Origin of the sequence: Trinickia fusca (genome assembly GCF_003628145.1) — a bacterium.
In the GTDB taxonomy this organism is placed as follows: Bacteria; Pseudomonadota; Gammaproteobacteria; order Burkholderiales; family Burkholderiaceae; genus Trinickia; species Trinickia fusca.
The window spans coordinates 92,661-118,416 of the sequence record NZ_RBZV01000007.1; the positions used below are offsets into that span (position 1 = coordinate 92,661).

Annotated in this window: 20 protein-coding genes; 12 read left to right on the forward strand and 8 right to left on the reverse strand. The window is 59.5% G+C overall.

The genetic code is table 11. The annotated features are described in order from the left end of the window. Positions 1-98 precede the first annotated feature (98 nt). The 3 genes from D7S89_RS17205 to D7S89_RS17215 all read right to left on the reverse strand — a co-directional run bounded on the left by D7S89_RS17205 (position 99) and on the right by D7S89_RS17215 (position 3,497). Positions 99-1,262, reverse strand: coding sequence for a quinone oxidoreductase family protein (locus D7S89_RS17205; RefSeq protein WP_121279159.1), 1,164 nt, complete (start codon positions 1,260-1,262; stop codon positions 99-101). Between the two features lie 93 nt (positions 1,263-1,355). Further along, entirely contained in the window at positions 1,356-1,967 is a 612-nt protein-coding gene (locus tag D7S89_RS17210) for an isochorismatase family protein (RefSeq protein ID WP_121279161.1), read from the reverse strand. Positions 1,968-1,976: 9 nt separating this feature from the next. Continuing rightward, the gene (locus tag D7S89_RS17215; protein WP_245982999.1) at positions 1,977-3,497 is read right to left on the reverse strand and encodes an MFS transporter; all 1,521 of its coding nucleotides are present in this window, start codon (positions 3,495-3,497) and stop codon (positions 1,977-1,979) included. Between the two features lie 447 nt (positions 3,498-3,944). Here D7S89_RS17215 and tssF point away from each other — a divergent pair, with 447 nt between their 5' ends. From tssF to D7S89_RS17255, 8 genes are all read left to right on the forward strand, one after another. Then, complete coding sequence (tssF, locus tag D7S89_RS17220) at positions 3,945-5,768, forward strand: type VI secretion system baseplate subunit TssF (RefSeq protein WP_183085248.1); 1,824 nt, start codon at positions 3,945-3,947, stop codon at positions 5,766-5,768. Positions 5,769-6,001: 233 nt separating this feature from the next. Continuing rightward, positions 6,002-8,149, forward strand: coding sequence for a type VI secretion system Vgr family protein (locus D7S89_RS17225; RefSeq protein ID WP_121279473.1), 2,148 nt, complete (start codon positions 6,002-6,004; stop codon positions 8,147-8,149). Between the two features lie 20 nt (positions 8,150-8,169). Beyond that, positions 8,170-8,604 (forward strand): DcrB-related protein, encoded by a 435-nt coding sequence (locus D7S89_RS17230; RefSeq protein ID WP_121279167.1) that lies wholly within the window; start codon positions 8,170-8,172, stop codon positions 8,602-8,604. Positions 8,605-8,655: 51 nt separating this feature from the next. Then, complete coding sequence (locus tag D7S89_RS17235; RefSeq protein ID WP_121279169.1) at positions 8,656-12,987, forward strand: RHS repeat-associated core domain-containing protein; 4,332 nt, start codon at positions 8,656-8,658, stop codon at positions 12,985-12,987. An 8-nt stretch (positions 12,988-12,995) separates the two neighbouring features. After that, entirely contained in the window at positions 12,996-13,319 is a 324-nt protein-coding gene (locus D7S89_RS17240) for a hypothetical protein (RefSeq protein ID WP_220702168.1), read from the forward strand. 61 nt (positions 13,320-13,380) lie between these two features. Further along, on the forward strand, positions 13,381-13,608 hold the full coding sequence (locus tag D7S89_RS17245) for a hypothetical protein (RefSeq protein WP_147426696.1): 228 nt from the start codon (positions 13,381-13,383) through the stop codon (positions 13,606-13,608). Beyond that, on the forward strand, positions 13,593-13,967 hold the full coding sequence (locus tag D7S89_RS28325) for an imm11 family protein (protein ID WP_121279173.1): 375 nt from the start codon (positions 13,593-13,595) through the stop codon (positions 13,965-13,967). Before D7S89_RS17245 ends, D7S89_RS28325 begins: the two co-directional genes overlap by 16 nt. 277 nt (positions 13,968-14,244) lie before the next feature. Beyond that, positions 14,245-14,694: an NUDIX domain-containing protein gene (locus tag D7S89_RS17255; protein WP_121279175.1), complete on the forward strand. Its 450-nt coding sequence runs from the start codon at positions 14,245-14,247 to the stop codon at positions 14,692-14,694. A 154-nt stretch (positions 14,695-14,848) separates the two neighbouring features. Here D7S89_RS17255 and D7S89_RS17260 read toward each other — a convergent pair whose 3' ends face one another. Both D7S89_RS17260 and D7S89_RS17265 read right to left on the reverse strand, forming a co-directional pair. After that, a complete protein-coding gene (locus D7S89_RS17260; RefSeq protein WP_121279176.1) occupies positions 14,849-15,727 on the reverse strand; it encodes an AraC family transcriptional regulator in 879 nt (292 codons plus the stop codon). A gap of 24 nt (positions 15,728-15,751) precedes the next feature. Continuing rightward, complete coding sequence (locus D7S89_RS17265) at positions 15,752-16,387, reverse strand: YbhB/YbcL family Raf kinase inhibitor-like protein (RefSeq protein ID WP_121279178.1); 636 nt, start codon at positions 16,385-16,387, stop codon at positions 15,752-15,754. 385 nt (positions 16,388-16,772) lie between these two features. On the opposite strand from D7S89_RS17265, the gene D7S89_RS17270 reads away from it, so the two are divergent. After that, positions 16,773-17,063, forward strand: a complete 291-nt coding sequence (locus D7S89_RS17270; protein ID WP_121279180.1) for a hypothetical protein — start codon at positions 16,773-16,775, stop codon at positions 17,061-17,063. Positions 17,064-17,508: 445 nt separating this feature from the next. On the opposite strand, the gene D7S89_RS17275 is transcribed toward D7S89_RS17270, so the two are convergent. The 3 genes from D7S89_RS17275 to D7S89_RS17285 all read right to left on the reverse strand — a co-directional run bounded on the left by D7S89_RS17275 (position 17,509) and on the right by D7S89_RS17285 (position 21,643). Then, the gene (locus D7S89_RS17275; protein ID WP_183085249.1) at positions 17,509-18,834 is read right to left on the reverse strand and encodes a hypothetical protein; all 1,326 of its coding nucleotides are present in this window, start codon (positions 18,832-18,834) and stop codon (positions 17,509-17,511) included. A 676-nt stretch (positions 18,835-19,510) separates the two neighbouring features. After that, the gene (locus D7S89_RS17280; protein WP_245983002.1) at positions 19,511-19,942 is read right to left on the reverse strand and encodes a transposase family protein; all 432 of its coding nucleotides are present in this window, start codon (positions 19,940-19,942) and stop codon (positions 19,511-19,513) included. 192 nt (positions 19,943-20,134) lie between these two features. Further along, positions 20,135-21,643 carry a peptide MFS transporter gene (locus D7S89_RS17285; protein ID WP_121279184.1) on the reverse strand — a complete coding sequence of 503 codons (1,509 nt, stop codon included), beginning with the start codon at positions 21,641-21,643 and terminating at the stop codon, positions 20,135-20,137. Positions 21,644-22,279: 636 nt separating this feature from the next. Here D7S89_RS17285 and D7S89_RS17290 point away from each other — a divergent pair. From D7S89_RS17290 to D7S89_RS17300, 3 genes are read left to right on the forward strand one after another with little or no spacing between them, the layout of a single operon-like run. Next, positions 22,280-23,896 carry a peptide ABC transporter substrate-binding protein gene (locus D7S89_RS17290; protein ID WP_425470830.1) on the forward strand — a complete coding sequence of 539 codons (1,617 nt, stop codon included), beginning with the start codon at positions 22,280-22,282 and terminating at the stop codon, positions 23,894-23,896. A 13-nt stretch (positions 23,897-23,909) separates the two neighbouring features. Then, the gene (locus tag D7S89_RS17295) at positions 23,910-24,848 is read left to right on the forward strand and encodes an ABC transporter permease subunit (protein WP_121279189.1); all 939 of its coding nucleotides are present in this window, start codon (positions 23,910-23,912) and stop codon (positions 24,846-24,848) included. Between the two features lie 2 nt (positions 24,849-24,850). Beyond that, positions 24,851-25,756, forward strand: coding sequence for an ABC transporter permease (locus D7S89_RS17300; protein WP_121279190.1), 906 nt, complete (start codon positions 24,851-24,853; stop codon positions 25,754-25,756).

Genomic DNA, 25,756 nt, shown 5'->3' on the forward strand with positions numbered 1-25,756 from the left:
AGTCACGCCCGTCGTTCGGCGAGCATAGGGTTGCCAAATAATTAGCATAACTAACGGTGATGCACGGAATGGAAGCGGCAAACGATATCGACGGAGGGCTAGTCGCCGTTCACGCGGTAGATCGGGAAGTACGACTTGATCTTGCCTTCGTAGTAGGCCGAGGCGAGCTTCGGCACGTCGTCGAAGTCGAAGATCTCGGTCGGTTCGGGGCCGATCCAGTCCGTTGCTTCCTGAAAGTCGCGAATCGTTTCGCTGTCGCCGTAACGCCACGCGTGCGTGTGGACGTGCAGCCGCCGGTTGATGCATTCGGTGGCGCGCAAGTTCCACAACCGCATGCCCGTCTTCCAGCCGACCGTCGCGATGATGCCGGTCCGCCCGATCACGCGCATGGTGGCGCGATACAGCGCCCCGCCGAGGTTGTCGAGGAAGATGGCGACGCCCTTGCCGCCGCTGAGTTCGTCGATCGTGTCGGCGAAGATCTGCTCGGAAGCCTTGTAGGCCTCGCGATATTCGGCGTCGGTCTTGTAGCGTTGCTCGTCGAACGACAGGTTCGGAAACAGGCGGCGGTCGACGGGGATGATGCCCAGCTCGGCGATCTCCTTCAGGCGGGCGTCGTTGCTCGCCGTCATCGCCACGCGAAAGCCCTCGCGCTTGGCAAGCTGCAACTCGGCGAGCGTCGTGCCGCCGCCCCAGCCGAACACGAGGTAATTCTCGGGATTGGCGTAGGGCAACTGCGCGCGCCAGCACGCGGACGCGACCTTCCAGTTGTCCCATGCGGTGAAGTAGCGGCCGTAGGTCGTCCAGCGCAGCAGTGAGTGACGACTGTTCGATGGCAGCGGCACCACATTGTCGGCGCGCATCTTCGTCCGCCGCGCCATGACGCCGATGGTGCCCGGAGCGTCATACGCATAGACGAGCTCGGCGAAGCCGTTCTCGTCGCGCTTGCCGAACGGCATCGCCATGCAGACGTCGCCCTCACGTAGCGACTTGACTGAGCGGCCACGCTCGAGCACGCGTACGAGCGCGCCATTGCCAAGCACGATCTTCTCTTCGCGCCGCTGGCGCACGATATCGATGGGGTTGCGCGACAGCGCATGGTCGAGATTGGCCTCCCACGATCCGTACAGCGGCTCGACCAGGATTTCGTCGTTCTCCAGATCGGAGAAGGTAAAGGTTTCGCGGCGCAGCTCGCCCGCTACGGGGCCGCGCGTTTTGTCCAGTTCGGGTCCCGCATAGAGGACCCAGGCGTCGGTCGTAATCATCGTCTTTCCTCTCTATTCGCGTGTTGCATGGGGCGTCCCGGGCCGGGTCGACGTGCAAGGTGCACCCGACCCGGGACGCTGGTTAGGGCCTGGTTACGCGGCCTTGGAGTACGAACCGCCCGACGTGCCCAGCGCGTTCAACGCAGCCTGAATGTTGGCCGTGGTGTCGACCTGAGCAATCATTGGGAAGATCACCTTGAGCGCGAAGGTTTGCGCGTCAGCCGACAACGTGCTGACGGCATCGCTCGCGATCGCGATGTTGTAGTCGTTCTCGTAGGCTTGCCGTGCCGTCGATTCGACGCCGATGTTGGTCGCGATGCCGGTCAACACGATGTCGGTGATGCCGCGCCGGCGCAGTTGCACGTCCAGATCGGTGCCCGTGAACGCCCCCCATTGATGCTTGGTGACGACGATGTCGCTGGGAAGCACGCCGAGACCGGGGGCGAGCTCGCTCCACGAGGGATCGAGGTTCGGCGGGCTCGGCGGCACATCGGTACGCGTCTTCAGCGCCACTTGGCCGTCGGGTGCGTAGCTGGTCCTGACGAAGATGACGGGTAGCCCCAGCGCGCGGAACGTGTTGGCAAGCGACGCCGTATTTGCGACGACCTGTGCACTCGGAACGGGCGCGACGGGCAGCGACACGATGCCGTTTTGCAGATCGATGGCCACGAGGGCGACGCGCGGGTTGAAGCTCGTTACTGGCATACCTGGACCTCACTTTGATTGAGAAAGGATTGGCGAACCTGCTTCTATGTGCTTGCTTGTCACTGCGTTCATCAACAGGGCGAAGCTCGTTGCCGCTAGCACGATTGCGAGGCCGTGCAGGCCGCTGTCGCTGGCGGGACGGCCCAGCGCTAAGCCGACCAGAGCAAACGACAGACTGCCGCCGACGTATTGCGCCGTGCGATAAAGCCCCGAGGCTGCGCCCATCTTGTCGTGCGGTGCGCTGCGATAGAGCGTGGCTTGATTCCCGAGGTTGTTGAAGCCGTTAGGAATCCCAAATACGACCGAAAGCAGGGCAATCGACCACACAGGCAACGTGTGTGTAATCAAGCTCATCACGATGCCTCCGACGCATAGCAGCGACGAGCCGTAGATCAGCACGCGCCGTGCGCCGGAGCGGTCGGCCACTCGTGTCGCGATGACGGTTGCGACCGTACCGATGCCCGCGATGGGCAGCATCAGCAGGCCGGCGCTTGCTGCCGACAGGTGCCGCACTTCTTGCAGCCAAATCGGCAGTGCATAGAAGATGGCGTAGAAGACCGCATACGTCGCGACACACCGCACATACGTGCCCATCAACGGGCGATTGCCAACCAGCATCCGCACGTCGATGAACGGTGTCAGAGTACGTCGCTCGAACAGGATCAACAACGTACCGATCAGGACGCCGGCGGCCAGCAGCAGCCATTGGGGTTGCGCGCCTGCGCCATGCAACCGCGCGATCGATTGCAGGAACAGCAGCAGGCTCGCAAGTGCGAGTACGAACAGCACGATGCCCGGTACATCGAGTTCGATGAACGCTTGTCGCCAGGTACCGCGAGCGGTGGTGGGCGTGATGCGTTCGTCTTTGGGAAGCCAGAGCCGTGCGGTGATGAACGACGCGAGCACGATCGGCACGTTGACCCAGAAGATGGCGCGCCAACCGGCAAGTTCGACGAGCGCACCGCCCAGCGGCGGGCCAAAAGCTACGGCGACTTGCGCGGCTACGGAGATCGCGCCGAGCCCACCTGTCGGCGTTGCACCGTTCGCGTGACGGCGCGACCACGTGCGGATCATGGTCATGCCTGCCGGATACGCGGCCGAGGTGCCGAGGCCGAGCACGATGCGTGATGCGATGAGCCAGCCCAGCGATGGAGCAAACGGTGCGAGTACCGATGCGGCGAGTACGATGGCGAGGCCGATGCAGAAGATACGGCGCGCGCCGAAGCGGTCGGCTAGGCGTCCCATCGTCGGCTGCCCGACAGCGGTGGCGAGGTAGAGGCCGGAGACGAGCCACATGGCGTCGAGTTCGGTGCCATGTGCCGAGACAGGCACGGCCTTCGTGGCGTTTGCGCTTGATGCGAAGCTCTGCTCGATGGCCACAAGGGCAACGGCGATCATCGACGAATTGAGTGCATTGAGCAGCGTGCCGAGCACGATTGGCCAAACGAGCGTCGCGGGCAAGCGCGTGCCGGATATCGGCGCGGCAACGGCTGGTGCGACGGAGGGCGGAGCGGAGTAATCGAGTTTCACGGGCATTAATAGCGAATGTAAAAATCGAACACGGTTCATGACCGAACACGCGTTCACAATAAAACGCCCGTGCGATTATTTGAAATGGATTGTTGCGATGCACACATTCGCTGCTTGAATGACCGTGCGGGATATGTATGGACCGCATGCGAAGGCGTAGCGGGGCTTTGCGGCAGATGAGCGTCACGCTGAGAAACTACGGAAAATCGGTCTGGGAGGGCGTTTTATCTTGCGGTGCGGCAAAAATATCTCGATCGACGGGAAAGCGTCGTTTTAAACGAGTAAGGCATACCGCCTTTCATTGTTGAGCGGGATCTGACGCGTCGCCGATCTGGTCGGTCATGATGGAACCCATACGCCTGGAATCCGGGATGCCGACTGGATAGATGGGTTACGGATCGACAAAATGGCGGTACGTTCGGCATGACCTCTCAAGACAGGGTGCCAATGGACGATCTACTACCGTTTTACGAGCGGGAGCTGGCCTCATTACGCCACTCGATGAAGGAATTCGCTGCGCGCCATCCGGGCGCTGCAACCAGGCTCGCCATCACGGGTGAGCATTCGGACGATCCGCATGTCGAACGGATGTTGCAGTCGTTCGCGCTGCTCGCGGCTCGCATCGAAGCGAAGATCGAGGACGACTACCCCGAATTCACCGAAGGCATGCTGGAGGTGGTGTTTCCGCAGTACCTTCGCCCCTTCCCCTCTTGTTCGATCGCGCAGTTCGACGTCGGCAATCTCTTCGAGACGCTGACGGAGCCCAAAGTCGTGCCCCGTGCGACGACGTTTCTGGCGAAGTCAGGCGGATACCAGTTCCGCTCGGCTTATGAGGTGACGCTTGCGCCGCTCAGCATCGAAGCAGCGGGTTACCTGCGTACTGCTGCGGCGCCAAGCGGGGTCTCATTGCCGCAAGACACGTCCGGACTGTTGTCGATCACGCTGCGTTCGTTGCCCGGCAACGAGCGGTCCGCGTTCGCTGCGGACAAGCTCCGGCTTTATGTGAGCGGCGCGCGCGAAGCGGTGGCCGCGACCCTTGACGGATTGTTGCTCCACGCCGCGAGTGCTTTCGTCGAAGCCGATCGGAGCGGACGCTGGAAGCCGCTCGCCAGGGGGCCGATCAGCCCCGTAGGCTTTGAGGACACCGAAGCGCTGCTTGATACGGCGATCAGCGTGACGTCGGCTTTCCGTTTGCTGATGGAATACTCGGCGTTTCCTGAGAAGTTCGATTTTGTCGATATCGACTTGAAGGCCCTGAAGCAGGCGGCTGGCTCATGTGAGCGGCTCACGTTGCATTTGGCCATCGCCAATGTGCACGCGGATTCGTGGCCGGCCATCCAGATGGCCAGACTGACCGCCGAGAGCTTGAAGCTATTTTGTACGCCGGTCGTCAACCTGTTTTGCTGTCAGGCGCAGTCCATTGAAACGAGGGCTGGCGTCGATGTGTATTCGATCGTGCCTGATGGCAAGTCGGGCGCCACAGTGGCCGATACCGAGATCTATTCGATCGATCGCGTACGCAGGATCGAGCCCGCTCGCGAAACGACGATTCAACCGTTTTGGTCGCTCATGCATGGTAGCTCAGCGCGCTTGACCGGCCCATATTGGGTCGCCAGGCGGAACGGCCAGGTTGCGCTCAAGACTCCCGGATTAGAAACGGAATTCGCGCTCGTCGACCTTGACGGTATGCCGGCTGCGACCGAGATGGATGCGCTTGCGCTCGACTTGACCTGCACCAATCGCAATCTTCCGGCCGTCATGCGCATTGAGGCGCCGGAAGGGGATCTCGAGATTCAAGGCGTCGAGCTCAAATGCCCGATCACCTTGCTGTGTGCGCCAACCGAGAGCATCCGTCCACCGTGTACCGATGACGCTTTATGGCGAATCGTCGGTCATCTATCGACGCATCCGATTCAACTCAGTCAGGGCGGGCTTGAAGACCTGAAACGGCTGTTTGGCCAATTTGCGGCCCTGTCGGCCACGCCTGCACGGCACCTGGAAGGGCTCACTAACCTGAGTTGCCGTTCGAGCATGGAGTGGATCGTCATGGCGCCGTGCCCCGCGTTCGTGCGTGGCCTTGGGATTACGCTGACCCTCGACGAGCAGGCGTTTGCCGGCCAAAGCGTGAGCACGTTCATCGACCTCATGGATCGATTCTTTGCACCCTATGCTCCGACTAACAGCTTTATAAAACTGACCGTTGTTTCAAGACGTACCGGAGCCGACATTCGCCGATGCGAACCGCGCCAAGGTCAGGTGCCGTTACTCTGAGAATGTAATGTCAAAATTTCCGGTGGCCGGCAATTTAATTGGTAAAAATTTATCCTAATAATAGGGTGGTTACCTCATCCGCTCCCTATTTATGCTTTTAAGGTAAAAATAATCGATCGCATTGCGGCGGCATTTTGATATAGTGCGGCCATTTTCTAGCGCGTAATCATGCTTACGCGAGTCGCAGCCAGGTTTCGCCGCTGCGACAGCCCGGATACTTCACGGGGTTCATGATGACTTTCGCATCGAATGAGGGCGGCGGAAGCGGTCATGCCGGCAGTCCGCTTGGTACCAGTATGCTTTCGTCATTTGGCTCGATCGGCTCGCTGGCCGACGTTTCAAGTCAAGTCGGGGCATTGGCGGGCGTGCCCGGCGCGGGATTGATCGGCGACGCCGCACGCGCGACCCAACTTGCGCAGACTGGCCTGTCGTTGCTCGGCAAGACGCCCGCATCGATCGCCGATTCAATCAACGGCCTGAGCTCAGGTCGTCCTCGCCTCACGCAGAAAAATCGCTTTATTACGTTCGAAACGCCGCTCGGACAGGACGTATTGCTCGTGAGTGCGGCGGTGATCGACGAATGCGTCAACGAATTGCCGCAGATGCATCTGGATTTGCTCTCGCATGAGAGCGATATCGACGCGGAGAAGATCGTTGGCCAGCGCGTGAAATTGACGCTGAGTCCCGAGAGCGCGAATGCCAGCTTGACCACGATCGTCGCCACGTCGACCGAGAATCGCCGGTATTTCGATGGCTACGTGGCATCGTTCGCGCGCGTCGGCCATTCCGGCACGGTGACGCGCTACGAAATGACCGTGGTGCCGTGGTTCTGGTTTCTCACGCGCTCGACCGATTGCCGCATCTTCCAGAACAAGACGGCCAGGGACATCTTGGCGGAGATCTTCTACGAACTCGGCTTCACCGACTTCGAGTTCGATCTGCGCACGACGCGCCCGCCGCTCGAATACATCGTGATGTACCAGGAGTCGTACTACAACTTCTGCGCTCGGCTGATGGAGCAGGAGGGGATGCTGTGGACGTTCCGATACGAGAAGGACAAGCACGTGCTCGTCGTCGGCGACACGAACTTCTCGTTCCGGCCGATTCCGACGCTCGAGACGATCCCGTACTACGCCGATAGCGCCGCGAGCGAGCGCAACGGTATCGACCGATGGGATGAAGCGTTCCAGTTCCGGGTGGGCAAGATCAGCTTTCGGGACTTCAACTACAACATGCCGTCGTCGTCGCTGATGTACGTCGAATCGCCGACTACGCGGCTCAACCACTCCGGGATCAAAGCGACGGAGCGGTACGAGTACCACTCGCTCTACGATCATCACGACGATGGCCAGCGTTATGCGGGCTATGCGATGGAAGCCGAGGAGGCGCAAGCGCGGCGCTTCGACGGCACCGGCTTCGCGTACGGCATGACGGCGAACGGGCGCTTTACGCTCGTCAATCATCCGGTCGATGCGTACAACAAAGAGTATGCAATCCTGCGCGTGCGCCATGAAGCCGTGAACGACTACACGCGCCATGCAGCCGAGACGCCTTACCGCAACGCGTTCATGTGCCTGCCGTTCGACGTTCCTTTCCGCCCGCTGCGGCGCACGCCGAAACCGTATATGCAGGGCACGCATGCGGCGATGGTGGTCGGTCCCAAGGGCGAGGAGATTTATACGGACGGTAGCCGGGTCAAGCTGCATTTCCTGTGGGACCGGCGTGGCAAGTTCGATGGTGCCGACTCGATGTGGGTGCGCGTATCGCAACCGTGGGCGGGCGATGGATGGGGCGGTTCGGCGATTCCGCGGATAGGGCAGGAAGTGATCGTCGCGTTCAACCAAGGAGACCCGGACAACCCGATCGTCATCGGCCGCGTCTTCAACGGCGGTGCGGCCAATCCCTATGACGGCACGAACGGCCAGACGATGGGGATCAAGAGCAAGACCCACAAGGGCAAGGGCTCGAACGAGCTGCGCTTTTCCGACGTGAACGGTGCCGAAGAGTTCTACATGCATGCGCAGAAGGACATGAACACCGTCGTCGTCAACAACGAGGTGCACACGGTCGAGCAGGGTAGCCGGACCGTCGCCGTCAACATTGGGGACGAGAAGAAGCAGATCATCAAGGGCAGCCTCGACGAATCGATCGCGCTGGCGCGCAACACGACGGCGACAACCGTTCAGGTTGCAACGGCCGCGAAGGACGGCGGCGGCGGAACGCAGACCTATCAGGCCGAAAACGGCATCGTGCTGGCGGTCGGTGCGAGCAAGATTTCGATGGCGCCCGACGGGATTCGCCTCGAGCACAACGGCTCCGTCATCGTGCTGAGCGACGCTGGTATCACGGTCAACGGTACGCGGATCGATTTGAACAAATAACGTCGCGATACGGAAACGATATGGATTACGCCATCAACGAGGGGACGTTCACGATCCCGGACAGTGCGATCGATCGCACCGTCAATATGGTGCTGCTCAACTTCGGGCCGGGGGGGCTGAGCCTGGTCGTCTCGCGCGACACGCTGCTTGATGAGGAATCCGAAGAAGCGTTCATCACGAGGCAAGTGACGGCCGCTTCGCGGCAGGTGGGTGAATTCACTGAGCACGCACGTCGAGCAGTGAGCGTCGGTGCGGCGCAAAGGCCTGGAACGCAGCTCGAATACACGTTCGAAAGCAACGGTGCCACGTTTCATCAGTTGCAGACGGTTTTTCGCGTCGACGACGTGCGGATGCTCGTTCTGACGGTGACGTGTGCGTCGCCGCTTGAGGATGAGCAGCGCGTGATGGCGCAACAGATGATCGAGAGCTTTGTGCCGCGCTCTAGTGCTGCCTGACATAGCGCTTCAGCCACTGCGCCTACTTCCCCCACTACTGTTTGCCAGCTCATGAGCTCCGCAGCCGCTCGCAAAGACGATCCGATTCAACATACGTCCCTCGCAGGCGATTTGCTCAAGATGGGCGGGTCGCTGGTGGTTGGCATGGCGATCGGGGTTGCGTTGACGGCTGTCGCTGCGGCCGGCGTTGCGTTGGCGGTGGGCACCGGTGGGCTGGCGGCGCCTGCCGAGCTTGCCATCATGGTCGCCGTGTCGGCCGTGATGGAGGGATCGGGGCTCAACGAGCTGATCGATAAGGGCGTATCGAGCGCGGTCGATGCGCTCGTGCCGCCCGTCATCAAAGGCACCATCAAGAGCGGATCGTCGGATGTCTACGTCAATGGACGTATGGCGGCTCGTGCTGCGTCGCCCGGCGATTTGGACACGGTCGCATGCAGTGATCACTCGGGACCCCAGATGATCGCGCAGGGGTCCGACAGCGTGTACATCAATGGTCAACCGGCCGCGCGTGTGAAAGACAAAACGACGTGCGGCGGCGCGATTGCGGAAGGCTCCGCGAACGTCTTCACGGGCGGCGGGACGAAGACGGTGCGGGACATCAAGGACGAGCGGCCATGGTGGGTCAACGCGCTCGGGTTTGCCATCGGAGTCGGGCTGATGTTGTGCGGGCGTGGGAAGCCGAACTTATCAGCGCTGAAGGGCGCGTTGCCGTGTCTGATGGTGAACATCGGTGCGAGCTTCCTTGGCGGCATGATCGGCCACGAGATCCGCACGCTGCTCGGGCATCCGGTGAACGTGATCACGGGCGGCAAGATTCTCGATGGCGAAGTCGATACGGATTTCGAACTGCCTGGGCCGTTGCCGATCGTCTGGCGGCGTTTTTACAGCAGCCACGATGGGCGGACCGACGGCTTGTTTGGGCAAGGCTGGAGCGTACCGTATAGCGTCGAGCTAAGGATCGCGCGTAACGCGGCTGGCGTGATCGAAAGCTTGACGTACACCGACGAGCAGGGGCGCGAGATCGTTTTTCCCCCTGTGGCCGCAGGGCACAGTCATTACAGCGTGCCGGAGGGCATGTACCTGATTTGTACGGATGGTGGGCACTATATCGTCGAGACGGTTGATGGTTTGTACCGTGACTTTGGCACTGCCCGCGCTGGTGCTGGTGAGCCGCACGATGGCGAGCTGCACGACGGTGAGTCGCGTGAGACGCTGAAGCTGTTGCGCTTGGAAGATCGCAACAGCAATTGGCTCGCGCTGCACTACGAAGCGATTGAGGGGGCTCAGCGTCTGGCGAGGCTGACCGACAGCTGCGGACGCGTGCTGCGCCTGGACTACGCCGACGGCTTGGCGCAGCGTGTTGCCGCGGTACGCCTGGCGCGCGGCGTGGAGGGCGAGCCGGAGGAGGTACTGATCCGGTACGACTATACGGAGCAAGGGCAACTGGCGAACGTGACGGATCGCACCGGCCATCTCGTCAGGCACTTCACGTACGAGAACGGCTTGATGACCGGTCAGACATTGCCGGGCGGCCTGAAGTGCTTCTATGCCTGGCAAGGTGAAGGTGCAACGGCGCGCGTCGTGCGCCACTGGACCGACGATGGCGAGTCGTACGTGTTCGAGGCGAATGTCGAGGAGCGATCGACGGTGGTGACCGATCAGCTCGGCCGCATGACACGCTGGGAATGGAATGCCGACCGCCAGCCGACGGCGTACACGGATGCAGAGGGACACGTCTGGCGGCTCGAATGGAACGAACTGCGCCAACTGGTTCGCGCGATCGATCCGACGGGTGCGCAAACGCAGTTCGAATACGACGAGCTGGGGCGTCAGATCGCGAGAACGAATGCGCTGGGCCAGACGGAAAGAACGGACTGGAATGCGTTCTTCGACGTGCCGGTGGCGGAGATCGACGCGGCCAATCATCGGCGCGTGTATCGGTATGACGAGCGCGGCAATGTGACGGTCGCCATCGATCCGGGCGGATTCAGGACGCAGTACTACTACGATGAGCCGGGCCTCGTGCACACGATTTGCGATGCACGAGGCGGCTATAAGCGGCTCGAGTGGAATCGGCGTGCACAGTTGAGCGCCTACACCGACTGCTCGGGCAAGACGACGCGTTTCGCGTACGACGGCAGAGGGGTGCTCACGCGAGTCACGGATGCGCTGGGGCAAGAGACCGTCTACACGTCGGATGCGTTGGGACGGATTATGGAGATCATCGCGGCGGACGGCAGCCGGCAGGGGTTTCGCTACGATGTGGCGGGCCGGCTGATCGAGATCGTTGACGCCAATGCGCGCAGCACGCGCTACGAGCGCAATGCGCGCGGACTGCTCGTGAGTCGAGCCGACGCCGCGGGGCGTGTAGTGCGATTCGGCTATGACGCGGCGCACCGGCTCGCCACGTTGACGAATGAAAACCGCGAAACGTACCGGTTCAAGTACAACGGTATTGACCGGCTGATCGAGGAGATCGGTCTCGATTGTGTGAGCAAGGCGTATGAATACGACGCGCGAGGGCTGGGCATTCGCACCACGGATGCGGCGAGCACGCGCGCAGCGCTGACTACAGCCTATACGCGGGATGCAGTGGGGCGGGTCACGGCCAAAGAGGCGGGCGATCTGCTGTGTGCCTACACGTACGGCAAGACTGGACTGCTGGCAAAGGCTGAGCAATTTACCCGCTATGGCGCACAGCCTGCGCTGCAAAATCGCGTGGTGTTCACGTATGGGCCGCGCGGTGAAGTGCTGACCGAAAGCAGCGCGACCGGACACCTCGAACATCGCTACGATGAGTTGAGCAACCGCATCGCGACGGAGTTGCCCGACGGGCGCACGATCAACTGGCTCTACTACGGCTCGGGTCATCTGCATCAAATCAATCTCGATGGGATGGTGGTGACCGACATCGAGCGTGATGACTTGCATCGCGAAGTGCTGCGCACGCAGGGCCGGCTGAGCAGTCGGTTCGGCTATGACGTGCTGGGGCGGCGTACGCGTCATGAAGCGTTGGGCGGCATGCAGGCGGCGGGGGAACCGGAGGCGTTCACGCTGGCCAAGGCGTGGCAGTACGACCCGAGCGGCGAGTTGATCGGCAAGCGCCACTCGCTACATGGGCGCACCGATTACCGCTATGACACGACGGGCCGCATCGAGAGCATGAGCGGTACGGGGATGACGTCGGAAGTGTTTCGCTGGGATGCGGCAGCGAACCTGGTGTCGGGCGAGCATCGAGGCGGCTATGTGGAGTACAACCGCTTGCGGATGTATGAGGACAAGCGCTTCGAGTATGACGTCTACGGCCGGTTGTCGAAGAAGCTGAGCGGGCCGTTCAAGCAGCAGGCGTTCGAATACGACACGGCGCATCGGTTGACGCGGGTCACGACGCTGCAAGGGAATGGACAGGGGACGATCGCGTTCGAGTACGACGCGCTGGGGCGGCGGATTCGGAAGTCCAATGGCTACCAGAGCACGGAGTTTCTGTGGGACGGCATGCGATTACTGCAGGAGCGTTACGGCGCCGATGAGGTGACGTATCTATACGAGCCGGACAGCTACGTGCCACTGGCACGGATCGACACGCGGCCGGCCGAAGCAGCGAACGATGCGCGGCGAGAGGCAACCGAAGAGGCGCAGCAAGGCAACGTCTACTATTTCCAGAACGACGTGTCGGGGCTGCCGGAGGAACTGACGGATACGCAAGGGCGAATCGTGTGGCAGGCACGCTATCGGGTGTGGGGCAATGCGCTGCAGGAGGAATGGACGCTGCCCAAGCCTGAGGAACCGGTGGCTGAGTGGGGCAAGCTCCTGCCGGCGCCCAAGCCAATGGGGCCGATGCCGCCGCCGCAGAACCTGCGGTTTCAGGGGCAGTATCTGGATCGCGAGACGGGGCTGCATTACAACACGTTTCGGTTTTATGATCCGGACATCGGAAGGTTCATCACGCATGATCCGATTGGGCTTTGGGGTGGGGAGAACCTCTATCAGTACTCGCCCAATCCCCTTACGTGGATAGATCCGTGGGGATGGGCGTGCATCAAGAATAAAGAAGATGGCATGGCCCGCGAGGCCAGAGCCAAGGATGTTCTTGAACGGAGATACGGAAAGGAAAACGTTATTAGTGAGAGGTATCTTAGAGACGCAAGCGGGAAGTCTGTTAAGGATCCGTTGACAGGAGAGAGGCGTCGCATTGACTTCGTGGTTAAAGGTCAAGATGGAGTTTGGCGTCCGGTGGAGATAACTAGTCAGACGGCTCCTAAATTTGATCAATTGTCCAAGGAGCTTAGGATTCGCGAAATGGGTGGGACGTTTGCGAGAGACCCCAATACTGGAAATTTGGTTCCGGTTGACGGTATTTCAAGACTTATAAGGGTTAGATGATGGGTAAGGTGGATCTCAGTTTGCATAATATCCCCGTGCTCTTGTCGGCGAACAAGAGTGACGTATACCGTGATCAGATCATTCGAGTCTCAACTGTTCTTTTAAAATTTTTTAAAGAGCATGATTTGTTGATTGATGCTGAGCCGTTCGACTCTGATGGTAATGTGAAAGAGGATTTTGTTCTAAGGATGTCTAATGTCACTGGAGATGGGTTGGAGTTATTTAGGAAGGTTGTTCCAGGGTGGTCGGCATATATCGATAAGGGTGGTGAAATAGAAAATATTTCTCGCCTTGAGAAAGGGTTGCAAAAAATTAGAGAAGGAGGAAAGTGAGGATTCGCACCTTTGAGTGTTCTGGTCTGGCCGACCAATGGGTTTCTCTGATTCCAAAGCGATGAGATATTTCCTGCTTCGCCACGAATACCCGGACAGCGGTTATGTTGATGGTGATGTGGCGTTTACTCCGCCGCTGGCCGGCTACTACCAGGTAGGGGCGCCGCTCGACGTCGCTGGACGAATCATTTCAGTGACGATGGATAAGGCCGTCCGGAAGCTGAAGGCGGATTTTTTCTCACTACCTCAGGAGCTTTTTTTGCGTCGGAGGCATTGGGGACGCTACTAAAGTACTATCAGAGCGATCTGCAGACAACTCCGGCAGAGACACGCTACTTAAGTGGCAAGAGCACCGAGAAACGGTACGTTCTAGTGCATATGGATCGGCGCCTCCCGTGCTTTGACTATCGGCGATCGGAATATGCCGGCAAACTGCTCGCTCTGCAGCGACTAGAGCGTGGTGAGAGTCCAGACAACTTCTTGGTCAAAGGCGTTCAATCTATAGCTATTGATGAGGAATGCGCGGAGAAGGCCAACCTCTTTTTTCTTCGGAACGTTGTGCTCATTGATCCAATAGTTTCGGAGACGCTTGAAAGCGCTATGCGAGATAAAAAATTGAACGTGCAGCTAGAAGCCATAGCAGCATAAATTCATGGTGAAGGGAGTTCGACTGCGTTTCATGCAAGACCGCTCGCGAATCATATATGAGGCCTGTATTGCAACACCTTTCGATATTGAAATTCGAATATCAATTGCAGGGGGCAAGATACAGTCAGCGCCCAAGCGGTTGGGGGCATGCCGTTGCCGCAGACCCTGCGGTTTCAGGGGTAGTATCTGGATCGAGAGACGGGCCATGCCTACTGCTCAGAATCGGCGTCCCTCAAAGACCGTATATGGACGCACCGGAATTTGACTTAGCAAGATCATGGACAACAAAAACTACATCAAATGGCTACGTAGCCGAGTCGGAAATGAACTGATTCTTAGTCCCTCAGTGGCCGCAGTGATTCATGACGGAAACGGACGACTCCTCCTGCAAGAGAAGGCATCCGGTGAGCCTTGGAGCCTCCCCGCTGGCGGGATTGAGCTTGGTGAGACACCAGAAGAAGCGGTCGCTCGGGAGGTGATGGAGGAAACCGGCTACCAGGTTAGCGCGAGCAGCGTGCTTGGCGTGTTTGGCGGCAGTTCCTTTCGCTACAGGTACCCCAACGGAGATCAGGTCGAATACGTGGTGACATTGTTCGCCTGCAAGATCGAGGGCGGAACGGGGGTGCCTACTGATGCGGAGACGAAATCGCTCAGGTATTTCTACCGGCACGAGATGCCAGCGCTCGCGCTGCCGTATCCGCTCGACATCCTCTTCGGGAAGTATTGATGCCTCGGTGCGATGCATCACAAGGTGGCATTGTTGATTGATCGCTTACCGAGGGGGCTGGGGCGGAGTGGGGCGAGTTATCGCCGGCGCTGAAGCCGACGGGTTCTATGCCGCTGCTACCGTAGAACCTAAGCAATCGTGGCGCCACCACCCTTCACCGCACAGCCGACGGCAGATATCCGAACCGCGCCCGGAAGCGTTCGGCAAAGCGCGCACTCGACTTATACCCACAGGCTTGCGCGATGTACGGCATATTCCACGACGTGGTCTGCACGAGCATCATCGCGTGATGCATGCGGACATCGATCAGCAGATCCTCGAAGCGCAAGCGTTCGTTTGCAAGGCGTCGGCGGAGCGTCGCTTCGCTCATTGCCAGTGCGGGCCCGGCTTTCTGCGCCGTCCAGTGCTGTTCCGGTGCTTCGGCGATCAGGGTGCGCAAGCGCACGGAAATGTCGTGCAGCCCCGTTTGTCCGAAGAAGTGATGACCACGTTCCGCAAGCGCCGCGAGAAGGTCCATTAGCCGATACTGGAGCCGTTCGTCGCTTACGCGCTGAACATCGATGCTGTCGAGAACGAGCCGCAGCGTCGACGCAAGGTCCTCGTCCAGCGGTATCACCCGGAAAGGACCGGGACGAAATTCGTCCACCGGAGCAGACGGACGGCTACGGCGAAACGTGTCCAGCAGCGCTGTTGGGACTGTCAGGACAACGGAACGAAAGCGCTGCTCGTTGCCACCCGGTGTCTTCAGGACATCGGCACACGTGTTGGGTTCGACGAGCAAGAGCGACGAAGATGCGTCAACCGATATCCGGTTGACGCCATCATCAAGATCGAGCTGGCCCGCTGCAATGAGCACCACCGTCGCCTCATGGAACTGGAAGCGCGGCATGTACCGTGACTGCTCCAGACAGGGCTGCGCCAAGCTGCACAGACCGCGTCTCAGCAGCGGTGCACCGGAACGCAGTTGCCAATGCGTGCGGCAGTCGGTGTCCTCGCGCCCGGATTCCGCCGCGGCGGCTTGCAGTGAAACCATGCTCCAGTCCCGTGGGCTTGCCGTTCAGTCGAGCGAAATCGCGGGATTGAGGCTATAGCGCCCAGTCAGGCAGGCTTGCCCGAGCACCTGGGCCGACTCAAGCGCCGCGCGTACATTCGCACCGCTCAGCGGACCCGTGACTTCGAGCGTCGGTGTGGCGAGTGCATATACCGTGAAGACGTAGCGGTGCACCAGCGCATCGTTCCACGGCGGGCACGGACCGTCGTAGCCGTAGTAGTCCCCTTTCATCTGTTCGTCGCTCGCGAACCAGCCGGTGTAGTCATTCATGGCGTGCCGCAATCCACCGGGAGCAACCGGGCCAGATTTGCCGCGCGGCATCACCCCGTTCGAATGCGAACCGGCCGGAATTTCCGAGGTGTTAGCGGGAATGTCGAGCAGCAGCCAGTGGAAAAAGTCGACCCGCGGCAGCGTGGCCGGCACTTCTCGTCCGACTTGGTTCACGTCGTCGCCACGGCTCGGCACATCGGGATCGTGGCAGACCACGACGAACGACTGCGCGCCTTCGGGCACGTCGCTCCAAGCGAGATGCGGATTTCGGTTCGACGACAGCGCAACGCGCGAGGTCGCATCTGGCACGGCAAACGCGAATTCGCCAGGGATCGTCTGGCCGTTCTGGAAGCTTTGGCTGGTGAGTTGCATGTGATTCTCGTCCTGCGAGTGGATGAAGGATTCGGTTGCGCACCTGTGTACGCGTTCCGGTATTGTAGGGACACAACGCACGAGAAGGTCATCAAATCCGATCAAATATTCGACTGAGCCAGTCAATTTGATTGGCGATGAGGGGTAGATAAATTCGTAAAAAGCAAAAGCCATTGAGCGTTAGATCAAGGGCATCATAAATTGGGGTTGCATCAATCAAAAAAAGCTATGAAATCATTGGTTTGCGTCATGCATGCCTTATGGTGAAACGAGAAGCAGGTGCCGAGCAGGCACACCCGATACCAATCTAACGTATTATGATAGGAATCGACATAGCACGATACGATGAGCCGTGCCAAGGTGCCGCAAATAAACGGGGAAGGAGATGGCTGAAAAACTGTACAAGGTGTACGTGCAAACGCTGGATCGCCCGCACGTTTTGGAAATGATTGTCTCGGCAGACGGGAAGGAGTTGGCGGCGAACAAAGCGCTGAGCCATGTCAAAGAGGCGAACCCGACGAAAGGCCGTTCTCTCGAAGAGTCGCAAAAGAACTCGGTTGTAATTGCGGTCAAAGCTGCCGGAAAGAGTGGTTGCATTGTAACTAACAAAATACCTGTTCTTGCGTTTGAGGAAATCGCTAAGTCCGTCAAGAAGAGGGGAAAAAATGAAGGGTGAGATTTATTTAGTGGATGTCGCTCTATTTGGTCGGTTGGCAGCGGGGAATAGCTTACTACCTTAATTTTTAGTTTGTGCCTGCGCATCGAGATTGCTTCGCGACATTTTCTTGCGAGATTTTTTATGTTAAGCGCTATCAGTCTTCCAATTCTCGCAAGCTTCGCAGAGCGCCACTGGCGCTGTCACGCAGAAAGTGCGGCGCATCAAAATTAACTGCGCTGGTAACAGTGACGATAAATGAAGGATTTGTAGCATAAGCATACGAAAATAAACCCGCAGACTGGGATGTGGTCTTGGCAATAAGGAAAACTGAAATGCAATAACGATTGCTCAATTGTTGCCCGGTGCTAGGCGTAGACGCATGAAAGTTCCGGTTAAGGAAAAAGGTCGATGTGTCCCGGCTACCGGGGCGAACTTGACGCCCCAGCGCAAAGATGTAAGCGGACTATCTAAGGAAGTTGTCGTAATCGGCGCGGACCCCGTTCGGAACGCTTGCAGGATCGATAAAGCCAAGCGCCGCTTTGAACCGTGTGCGACAAGCGGTGACGCTGCCTACACGTCGACCAAGCACGTTGCCATTCGATGTGGCGAGTCGAATCATTGTCGCGATTTCACGCGGCGAAAACGCCCGAATCATGCTTTGATAGTTGCTTTCGGCAGCCCAGCACACCCCGTATCCGTTGCCGATATAGCAGCATACAATCGTCTCAACAAATTGCTCCTGTGCAGTCTCCGGCACTGCACCCTGCTGCGATAGCTCGTGAAGTCGTTCGGCAAACGGAGGTTCGTTGTAGAAGTTGTTCATGCCGTTATGAACATTCCACAGCCGGTCGATCGCCTTGACAAAGACCGTGTGCTGCTCAGATTCGTTCAGCAGCGTTAGTAGGCCAAGCTTCTCGAAGAACTGCAGCGACGCAGTGTGTCGGGGTTCGTCACCTTTCGCGGCATACTCACTGTGACGATTGATTAAATCCGACCGCACGGCAGCAGTGAAACCTGCTTTGAGCGCATTACAGACGTCGAGCGAATTGAGACGAGGAGGTTCCGGAGTGTTCGGGTCGCAGTAGATACCGTGTGCCATGCCAACAAGCATCTGCCGCTGCGCGTCGTGCGTTGCGCTCAGGCGTTCGACCCAAACAGTAAGCTGCGTTCCGTTGAAGCGAGCGCCCTTGACTGCAGAAATGAATGCGCTAATGTCCACGCCCTTTGGTGACGAGGCGTCAGCCAGCGCATACCGTACACACCGATTAAGGAATGTCGTAAATTCACGATCGTTTACCGTACCGAGCGTCGGGTGGGCAGCCGAAAAGTTGTTCCTCACGTCCCTGCACTGGTCAAGGAAAAAGAATCCGTCTTCGTCGACCAAGTTCAACTTCAAGCATAGCTCCAATAGCTTGCTATCTTGGAGTTCAAGCAAATGCTTTTCTTCGAAGTCGCTCTGGACAATCTGCGCGACGATAGGGAGACCGAAATTCCGAACCTTCGCTCGAAGCTGAAGAATGGCGGCATTCCATATATAGTTCATTGCCCCGTCGAACAGCCCGGTACTGACTGCAACGCACATTCTCGCAACCAGTTCTCCACGTAACGGGGCGGGAATTTCTTTTAATTCTCGGGGTAAATCCCTCCATGCATAGCTGATTTCCTCATCGCTGGCCAACACCGTTCGTGGAATGCCTAGCGCGGTCGTGAGCGCGGACAATCCGGGTAGAATCGTATCGGGGAGCGCCGGCAACAGAGGTGCTGGCGGTTGAGGGACTAGTGCTGTCATATTCTGGTCTCCTATGACGTTCCGTCAGGGTTTTGATGATTATTCCACAGTATGGCACCAAAATCACAACGTTCCTCTTGACCAGCCCCTGTTGATAGAGGTAGCCAAAACGTATGTCGGACGCAACGGCTTCGAGGAGTGGGGAAATTCCTTAAATTTGCCGCTTGTTGGGACATATGCTTCCCAAAAAATCGGTATAGGTAGGCGGAGTCGGACGAAAAGCGAGAGGCAGACAAGATCAACCTTTATCGCGCTATCGGGTGATACCCGATATTCTTTGGCCGCTCCAAGTCCCCTGGTTTCAATATCACACGTATGGCTCACCAACTACAAAAACAAGGAGCCGATATAGAAAACAACCATACACACAGCAAAATCGGGGCTGCGGCCTCGCCATTCAAGAAACAGGCTGGGCAATTCGGCTATGACGGCAACCAGGGGGGCGAGACAGGTGTGTTGACTTTTTGTCGGGTTGCGAAGCAGCAGCCAGCGGGCCTTCCTGCATGAACCGGTTCGCTTGGTCCGCACGTATCCGGTCGACGAATTCCCGGCAGTATTTGGCGATCACATCGAACAGATCGTAGACGATGCGGACATTGGGACAATGCGCCTATATCTCCAGATCGAAGGCCGTGTTCATGTCCGTCGTGGTTGCCTCGATGCGTGCGCAGCGGTGCTAACCCAGTTCGTCGAAGAAGGGGCGCACTGCCTCACGGCTGCGGCCTTCGCCGATCCACTGCACGTGGCGTGTGTTGGCGATCACCGTTGTATAGCAATGGCCCTTGTACGGAGAAAACTCTGCCACTATCAAATGGCGCGGTTCAGGCATCGGCAAGGCATCCGGCTGCTGGCAAACGTGAGCAATCGGCAGCTTATCGCACCTGCGCCCGACGAAGCGCGCGGAGATCGGCGCGTGGCGTTCCTGCCAGCGCGCTCGCTCCATGCGCGGGCCGCAGGCGGCGCACCGAACTCGCCGCAAACGCAAGCGCAGCCATACTGCATTCCCCAGCATCGACAAATCGCGGATCGTACGCCAGCCTTGGTCGTGTACGCCCTCGCTGTTTGAACCGCAGCCCGAGCACCGCGCTGGCTGCGCCTCGTCGGGCAACGACGTGATGTGTGTCGCGCCGCGCTCGCGTTCAACTTTGAAGGCAGTAAGGCCTTCCCAGAAAAGGTTCTGTCACTGCGTCCCTTTTGGGCCTGTCTTCCCGTGAATCCGCGAAGAACCAAAAAAAACCGCGACAACTCGTTGTCGCGGGGCGCTTGTCGATATCGACGGCGCTAAGCCGTCACACCAGCCTTATTCGGTGGCCAACACACTCTGGGCCGTAGCACTCTCTTCAACGCAACGCCGATGCTCGTTCGACAGCTTGCGCATGTACGGCAGCAACAGCAACGACACGACGGCGCCGGCCGTAGCGAGCCAGCCAAGCTCAGCAAACAGCTTCGTATAAAGCGGCAGCGATTCCACCGCGCTGAGATTGCCCGACGGCAATTGCGCAAGATTCGCTACAACGCTGCCCAAATACTGCGACACACCCGTAGCGACAAAATACGCCCCCATCATGAAACCGCCCATGCGAGCCGGAATATAGCGAGCCACCATCGCCAGGCCAAGACCGCTCACGAGCAATTCACCTAGCGAGTTCAAGCCATAACCGCCCACCATGAACCATGACGACACACGGCCATCCACGGCATAGCGCCCACCCACCGCATAGATAAAGAACCCGACCGCCACCGCAACGAAACCCAACGCGAACTTCGCAGCCACGCTGAGGTCGCCTCTACCGCGCGCGAGCCGCGTGTAGAGAAATGCGAGCACCGGGCTCAGCATCATGATCCAGATCGGATTGAGTGCTTGAAACTGAGCCGCACTCCACGTGAACAGTTGGACACCGAACAGCGAGAACACCGGATCGACATTGCGCAGCGCGAACAATGTCAGCGACGTCGACTGCTGCTGATAGAAGATGAAGAACAGGATCGATTGCGCGACGAGCACGAGCGCGGCGATGAGGCCTGCGCGCTCCGACCGGTCGCACTTCGCGAGCATGTAGCCGAAAATGACGAGGATCGCGACCGCGGCGGCGTAGACGCACGCAACCGCAAGCGCCTTGTGACCCAGAATGAACATCGTCGCAAGCCCCAATACGGCACCGCCTGCGATCACGGCGACCACGCGCGACCAAACGATCGGCTCGTTGTCGGGGGGCGTACCCACATGCATCAGCGAGCGATAGCGCAAGAGGAAGTTGAGCACGCCGAGCATCATGCCCGCGGCGCACACGGCGAATGCGGTGTGCCAGCCCCAGTGATCCTTGATCCAAGGCGTCGCGAGCATCGAGATCGTCGAGCCGATGTTGACGGCCATGTAGTAGATCGTGAAGGCGCTATCGATGCGGGCATCGTCGCCCTCATAGATGCGGCGCACGAGGTTGGCCGAGTTGGCCTTGAACAGCCCGTTGCCGACGACGATCACGCCGAGCGCCACGTACATGAACGAAAGGCTGTCGTTAGGCAGTGCGAGCATGGCATAGCCGATCGAGAGCACGATCGCACCGAACAGCATCGTGCGACGTGAGCCCAACACCTTGTCGCCGATCCAGCCGCCGACCGAGGGCGCTGTGTAGACGAGCGCGGTAAAGGCGCCCCACGTCAGGTTGGCGCGCGCGTCGCTGAATCCGACACGCTCGACCATGAACAGCACGAGCAGCGCCGCCATGCCGTAATAGCCGAACCGCTCCCACATTTCGATCAAAAAGATCGTGGTGAACGATCTTCGTTGCGACGATACCGATGTGTTCATCTAGTACTTCTCCCAATTGTTGAAAGACTGCCGCCGGGCGTTGTGCGCGCGGCTGAGCAGGCCGAACAACGACGTTGGCGCGGGTAGCGCGCATGATACGCGTGAAGAACCGGGCCACTGTCACCAATCGCATGCATGACAGAGACACAAAAATAATGCCGCGCGCGATTTTCTCCGCTAGAAAACCAGGCGTCACTCAGGGGATGCCCCAGGGTCCAGAAAATTGCTTTAAATGGTTGTGAACGAATGATTTTATGGTTTTCACGCGAAGTGAATATATCTTTTATAAGTTGATCTGGCGCTTTAATAGAAATCGATCGTGACGATACCACTACGTCTACCCGTGTCGGAGCGTGAAATCGAATCACCACGTGGCATTCGGCGCCAGCCGACCATAAAGTTCGGGGAACCAAGTAATCACGAGGTGACGATCGAAAAACGGCCTACTGGGCTAGCCCGAAACACTCGTCCAATCACATGCGCCGCATCGATCCCGACAAGCGTTTCAGTGCGTCCGAGGGCATTAAATCCCCTCCCATTCTTGCTAGCTGCACACAAAAATAGGCTCGTGTTTTGATGCGGCATGCAATTTACCGGTTGCATCGTCGTCACAATCCATTCGCCATTCCTAAACCCATGAAAGCCACCCACATTCTTGCGGCGGCGCTGACGGCGCTCGCCTGTGCCTGCACCGTTCCCGCCCTGGCCGTCGACATTCCCTCCAACGTCAGTCTCGCGCCCGTTCAGGAATTGACTCGGCAGGTGCCGGGCGAAGTCGAATCGCTCGACCCCGCGCATATCGAATCGTGGACCGGCAATACGATTGGGCTCGACCTGTTCGAAGGGCTGACGCGCATCGATGCGACCGGCAGGATCGTGCCTGGCGTTGCGCAGTCATGGACGCGTACGGCACCCGATACCTGGGTCTTCAAGCTGCGCGGCGATTCCAAGTGGAGCAACGGGCAGCCTGTGACGGCGGCTGATTTCGTCTATGCGTGGCAGCGCGTCGTCGATCCGAAAACGGGCTCGAAATATACCGTGCTCGTCGAATTCGTCAAGAACGGCAAGGCGATCGTGGCCGGCAAGCTTCCGCCTTCCAGCCTTGGCGTACGCGCGATCGACGCGCGCACGCTCGAAGTGAAGACAGAGGTGGCCGCTGCATTCTTTCCCGAGCTCGCCGCAATGGCGACGATGGCGCCCGTCAACAAGGACGCGGTCGTCAAGGGCGGCGACGAGTGGACCCGCCCGCACAAGCTCGTCAGCAACGGGGCCTTCACGCTGGCTGACTGGCAGCCGAACAACCATGTCGTGCTGGTCAAGAACGGCGACTATTGGAATGCACGAAGCGTCGCGATTTCACGGGTGACTTACATACCGATCGAGGACGACGAAACGGCCATGCGCATGTATCAGGCCGGTCAGTTCGACTACACGTACCAGATTCCGTCGGGCATCTACAACCTCGTTGCGAGGCAGTTCGGCGGCGAGCTGCGCACGGGGCTGCAAATCGCGACCTACTATTACAGCTTGAACAACGATGATCCCCTGTTCAAAGATCGACGTGTCCGCCAGGCGCTGTCGATGGTGCTGGATCGCGACTTGCTGACCTCGAAGTTGCTGCAGTCGGGCGAGCTGCCGATGTACGGCCTGATCTCGAAGGGCACCAAAGGGGCGGCGCCGTTCGTGCCGGAATGGGCAAGCTGGCCGATGGGCAAGCGTGTCGAATACGCACGCAATCTGATGAAGGAGGCCGGCTATTCCGACGCCAAGCCGCTTACGTTCACGCTGACCTACAACACGAACGACCTGCACAAGAAGGTGGCGCTGTTCGCGGTTTCCGAATGGCACACGAAGCTCGGCGTGAACGTGAAGCTCGAGAACGTCGAATACAAAGTGCTGCTCAAGGAGCGACACGAAGGCAAGGTACAGGCCTCGCGCGACGGCTGGTTCGTCGACTTCAACGACGCGATGTCGTACTTCGATCTGCTGCGTTGCGGCGGCATCCAGAACGATCAGCACTACTGCAACCCGAAAGTGGATGCGCTGATGGGTGAAGCCAATCGCCAGCTCGACGACGGCAAGCGCGCCGCGCTGCTGACGCAGGCCCACGAGCTCGCGATGCGCGACTACCCGATGATCCCGCTCTTCCAGTATTCGGCGGACCGGCTGGTCAAGCCGTACGTTGGCGGCTATACGCTGACCAACTACGTCGATCAGCGCGCGTCGCAAGACATGTACATCATCAAGCACTGAGCGCGAGGACGCGATGCTGGCTTATACGCTACGGCGCACATTGTGGGCAATCCCCACGATCGTCGGCGTCATCACCGTCTGCTATCTGCTGCTGCATCTGACACCAGGTGGCCCGTTCGATTCGGAGAAGCAGCTATCCGCTGCGGCACTCGCCAATCTCGATGCGAAGTATCACTTGAATGCACCGCTCTGGCGCCAGTACCTGCTGTACCTGTGGGCGCTGCTGCACGGCGATCTCGGGGCGTCCTATCGCTACGTCGACTGGACCGTCAACGATCTCGTCGCCAAGGCGCTGCCTGTGAGCCTCGGCGTGGGCGGCGTGTCGGTGCCGATCTCACTCGTGCTGGGCGTGTTGCTCGGTGTGGTCGCAGCGGTCCGGCGCGACAGCATCGTGGACCGCTTCGTCATGCTGCTCGGCAACGTCGGCAATGTCGTGCCGCCGTTCGTGCTGGGGCCCGTGCTCGTGTGGGTGTTCGCGATTCTGCTCAAGGCGGGCAATGGCCACGGCTGGCTGCCCGCCGGCGGTTGGGGCGAGGGCGGCTGGCGCTATCGCGTGCTGCCCATCGCGTTGCTCGTCATCATCAACGTCTCGACGATCGGGCGCGTGATGCGCGCCAGCATGATCGAAGTGCTCTCGAGCAACTTCATTCGTACGGCACGCGCCAAGGGCCTGCCGGGGCATGTGATCGTGGTGCGCCACGCGTTGAAGCCCGCGCTGATGCCGGTCGTGTCGTTGCTAGGCACGATCGCGATCTCGTCGGTCACCTCCGCGATCGTCACCGAATCGGTGTTCTCGCTGCCGGGCCTCGGGCAGCTAGTCGTCAACGGCGCGATCAACCGCGATTACACGCTTGTGCTGGGCCTCGTCGTGCTCACGACGGTCGTCGCCGTTTTGTTCAACCTGCTCGTCGACCTCGCCTACGCGTTGCTCGACCCACGCATCCGTTACTGATCATGAGTCAGCCTACTTCCAACCTATTCGATGCGCAATCTGGCGCAGAGAGCGTGCCGCGTGCGCGCAGTCCGCTCGCGCTCGCTATGCGGCGCTTCATGCGCAACGGTGCCGCGCTGGTGAGTCTTGCCGTCCTCGTGTTGATCGTGCTCGCGTGTTATGTCGGGCCGCTGCTGCTCGGGCACGATCCGAGCGAAAGCGACTGGTCGGCGATCAGCGTTGCGCCCACCTTGCTGGGCGGACACTGGTTCGGTACCGACGAACTTGGCCGAGATCTGCTCGTGCGCACGCTCGTCGGCGGACGCGTGTCGCTGCAGGTCGGCTTGCTCGGTACGCTCGTCGCGGGTGTGATCGGCGTGGCCTATGGCGCCTGTGCCGGTTACTTCGGAGGACGGACCGACTCGGTGATGATGCGTATCGTCGACATGATGTACGCGATTCCGTACATGCTGATCGCGATCCTCATGATGACGCTGTTCGGTCGCGCGTTCTATCTGGTGGTGCTGACGATCAGCGCGTTCTCGTGGCTCGACATGGCACGTGTCGTACGCGGGCAAACGTTGTCGCTGCGCACGCGCGAGTTCGTCGATGCGGCCAAGGCGATCGGCGTCGCGCCGTCGTCGATCGTCGTGCGCCATATCGTGCCGAACCTGGTGGGCGTCGTCGTCGTGTATGCGACGGTCATGGTGCCCGGCATCGTCTTGACGGAATCCGTGCTGTCGTTCCTGGGCCTCGGCGTGCAGGAGCCGATGACGAGCTGGGGTGTGCTGATCGAAGACGGTGCGCAAAAGCTCGAGGCGATGCCGTGGCTGCTGCTGTGTCCCGCCCTGATGCTGTGCGTGACGCTGTATTGCGTGAACTTCGTCGGCGATGGCTTGCGCGACGCACTCGATCCGAAGGACCGCTGA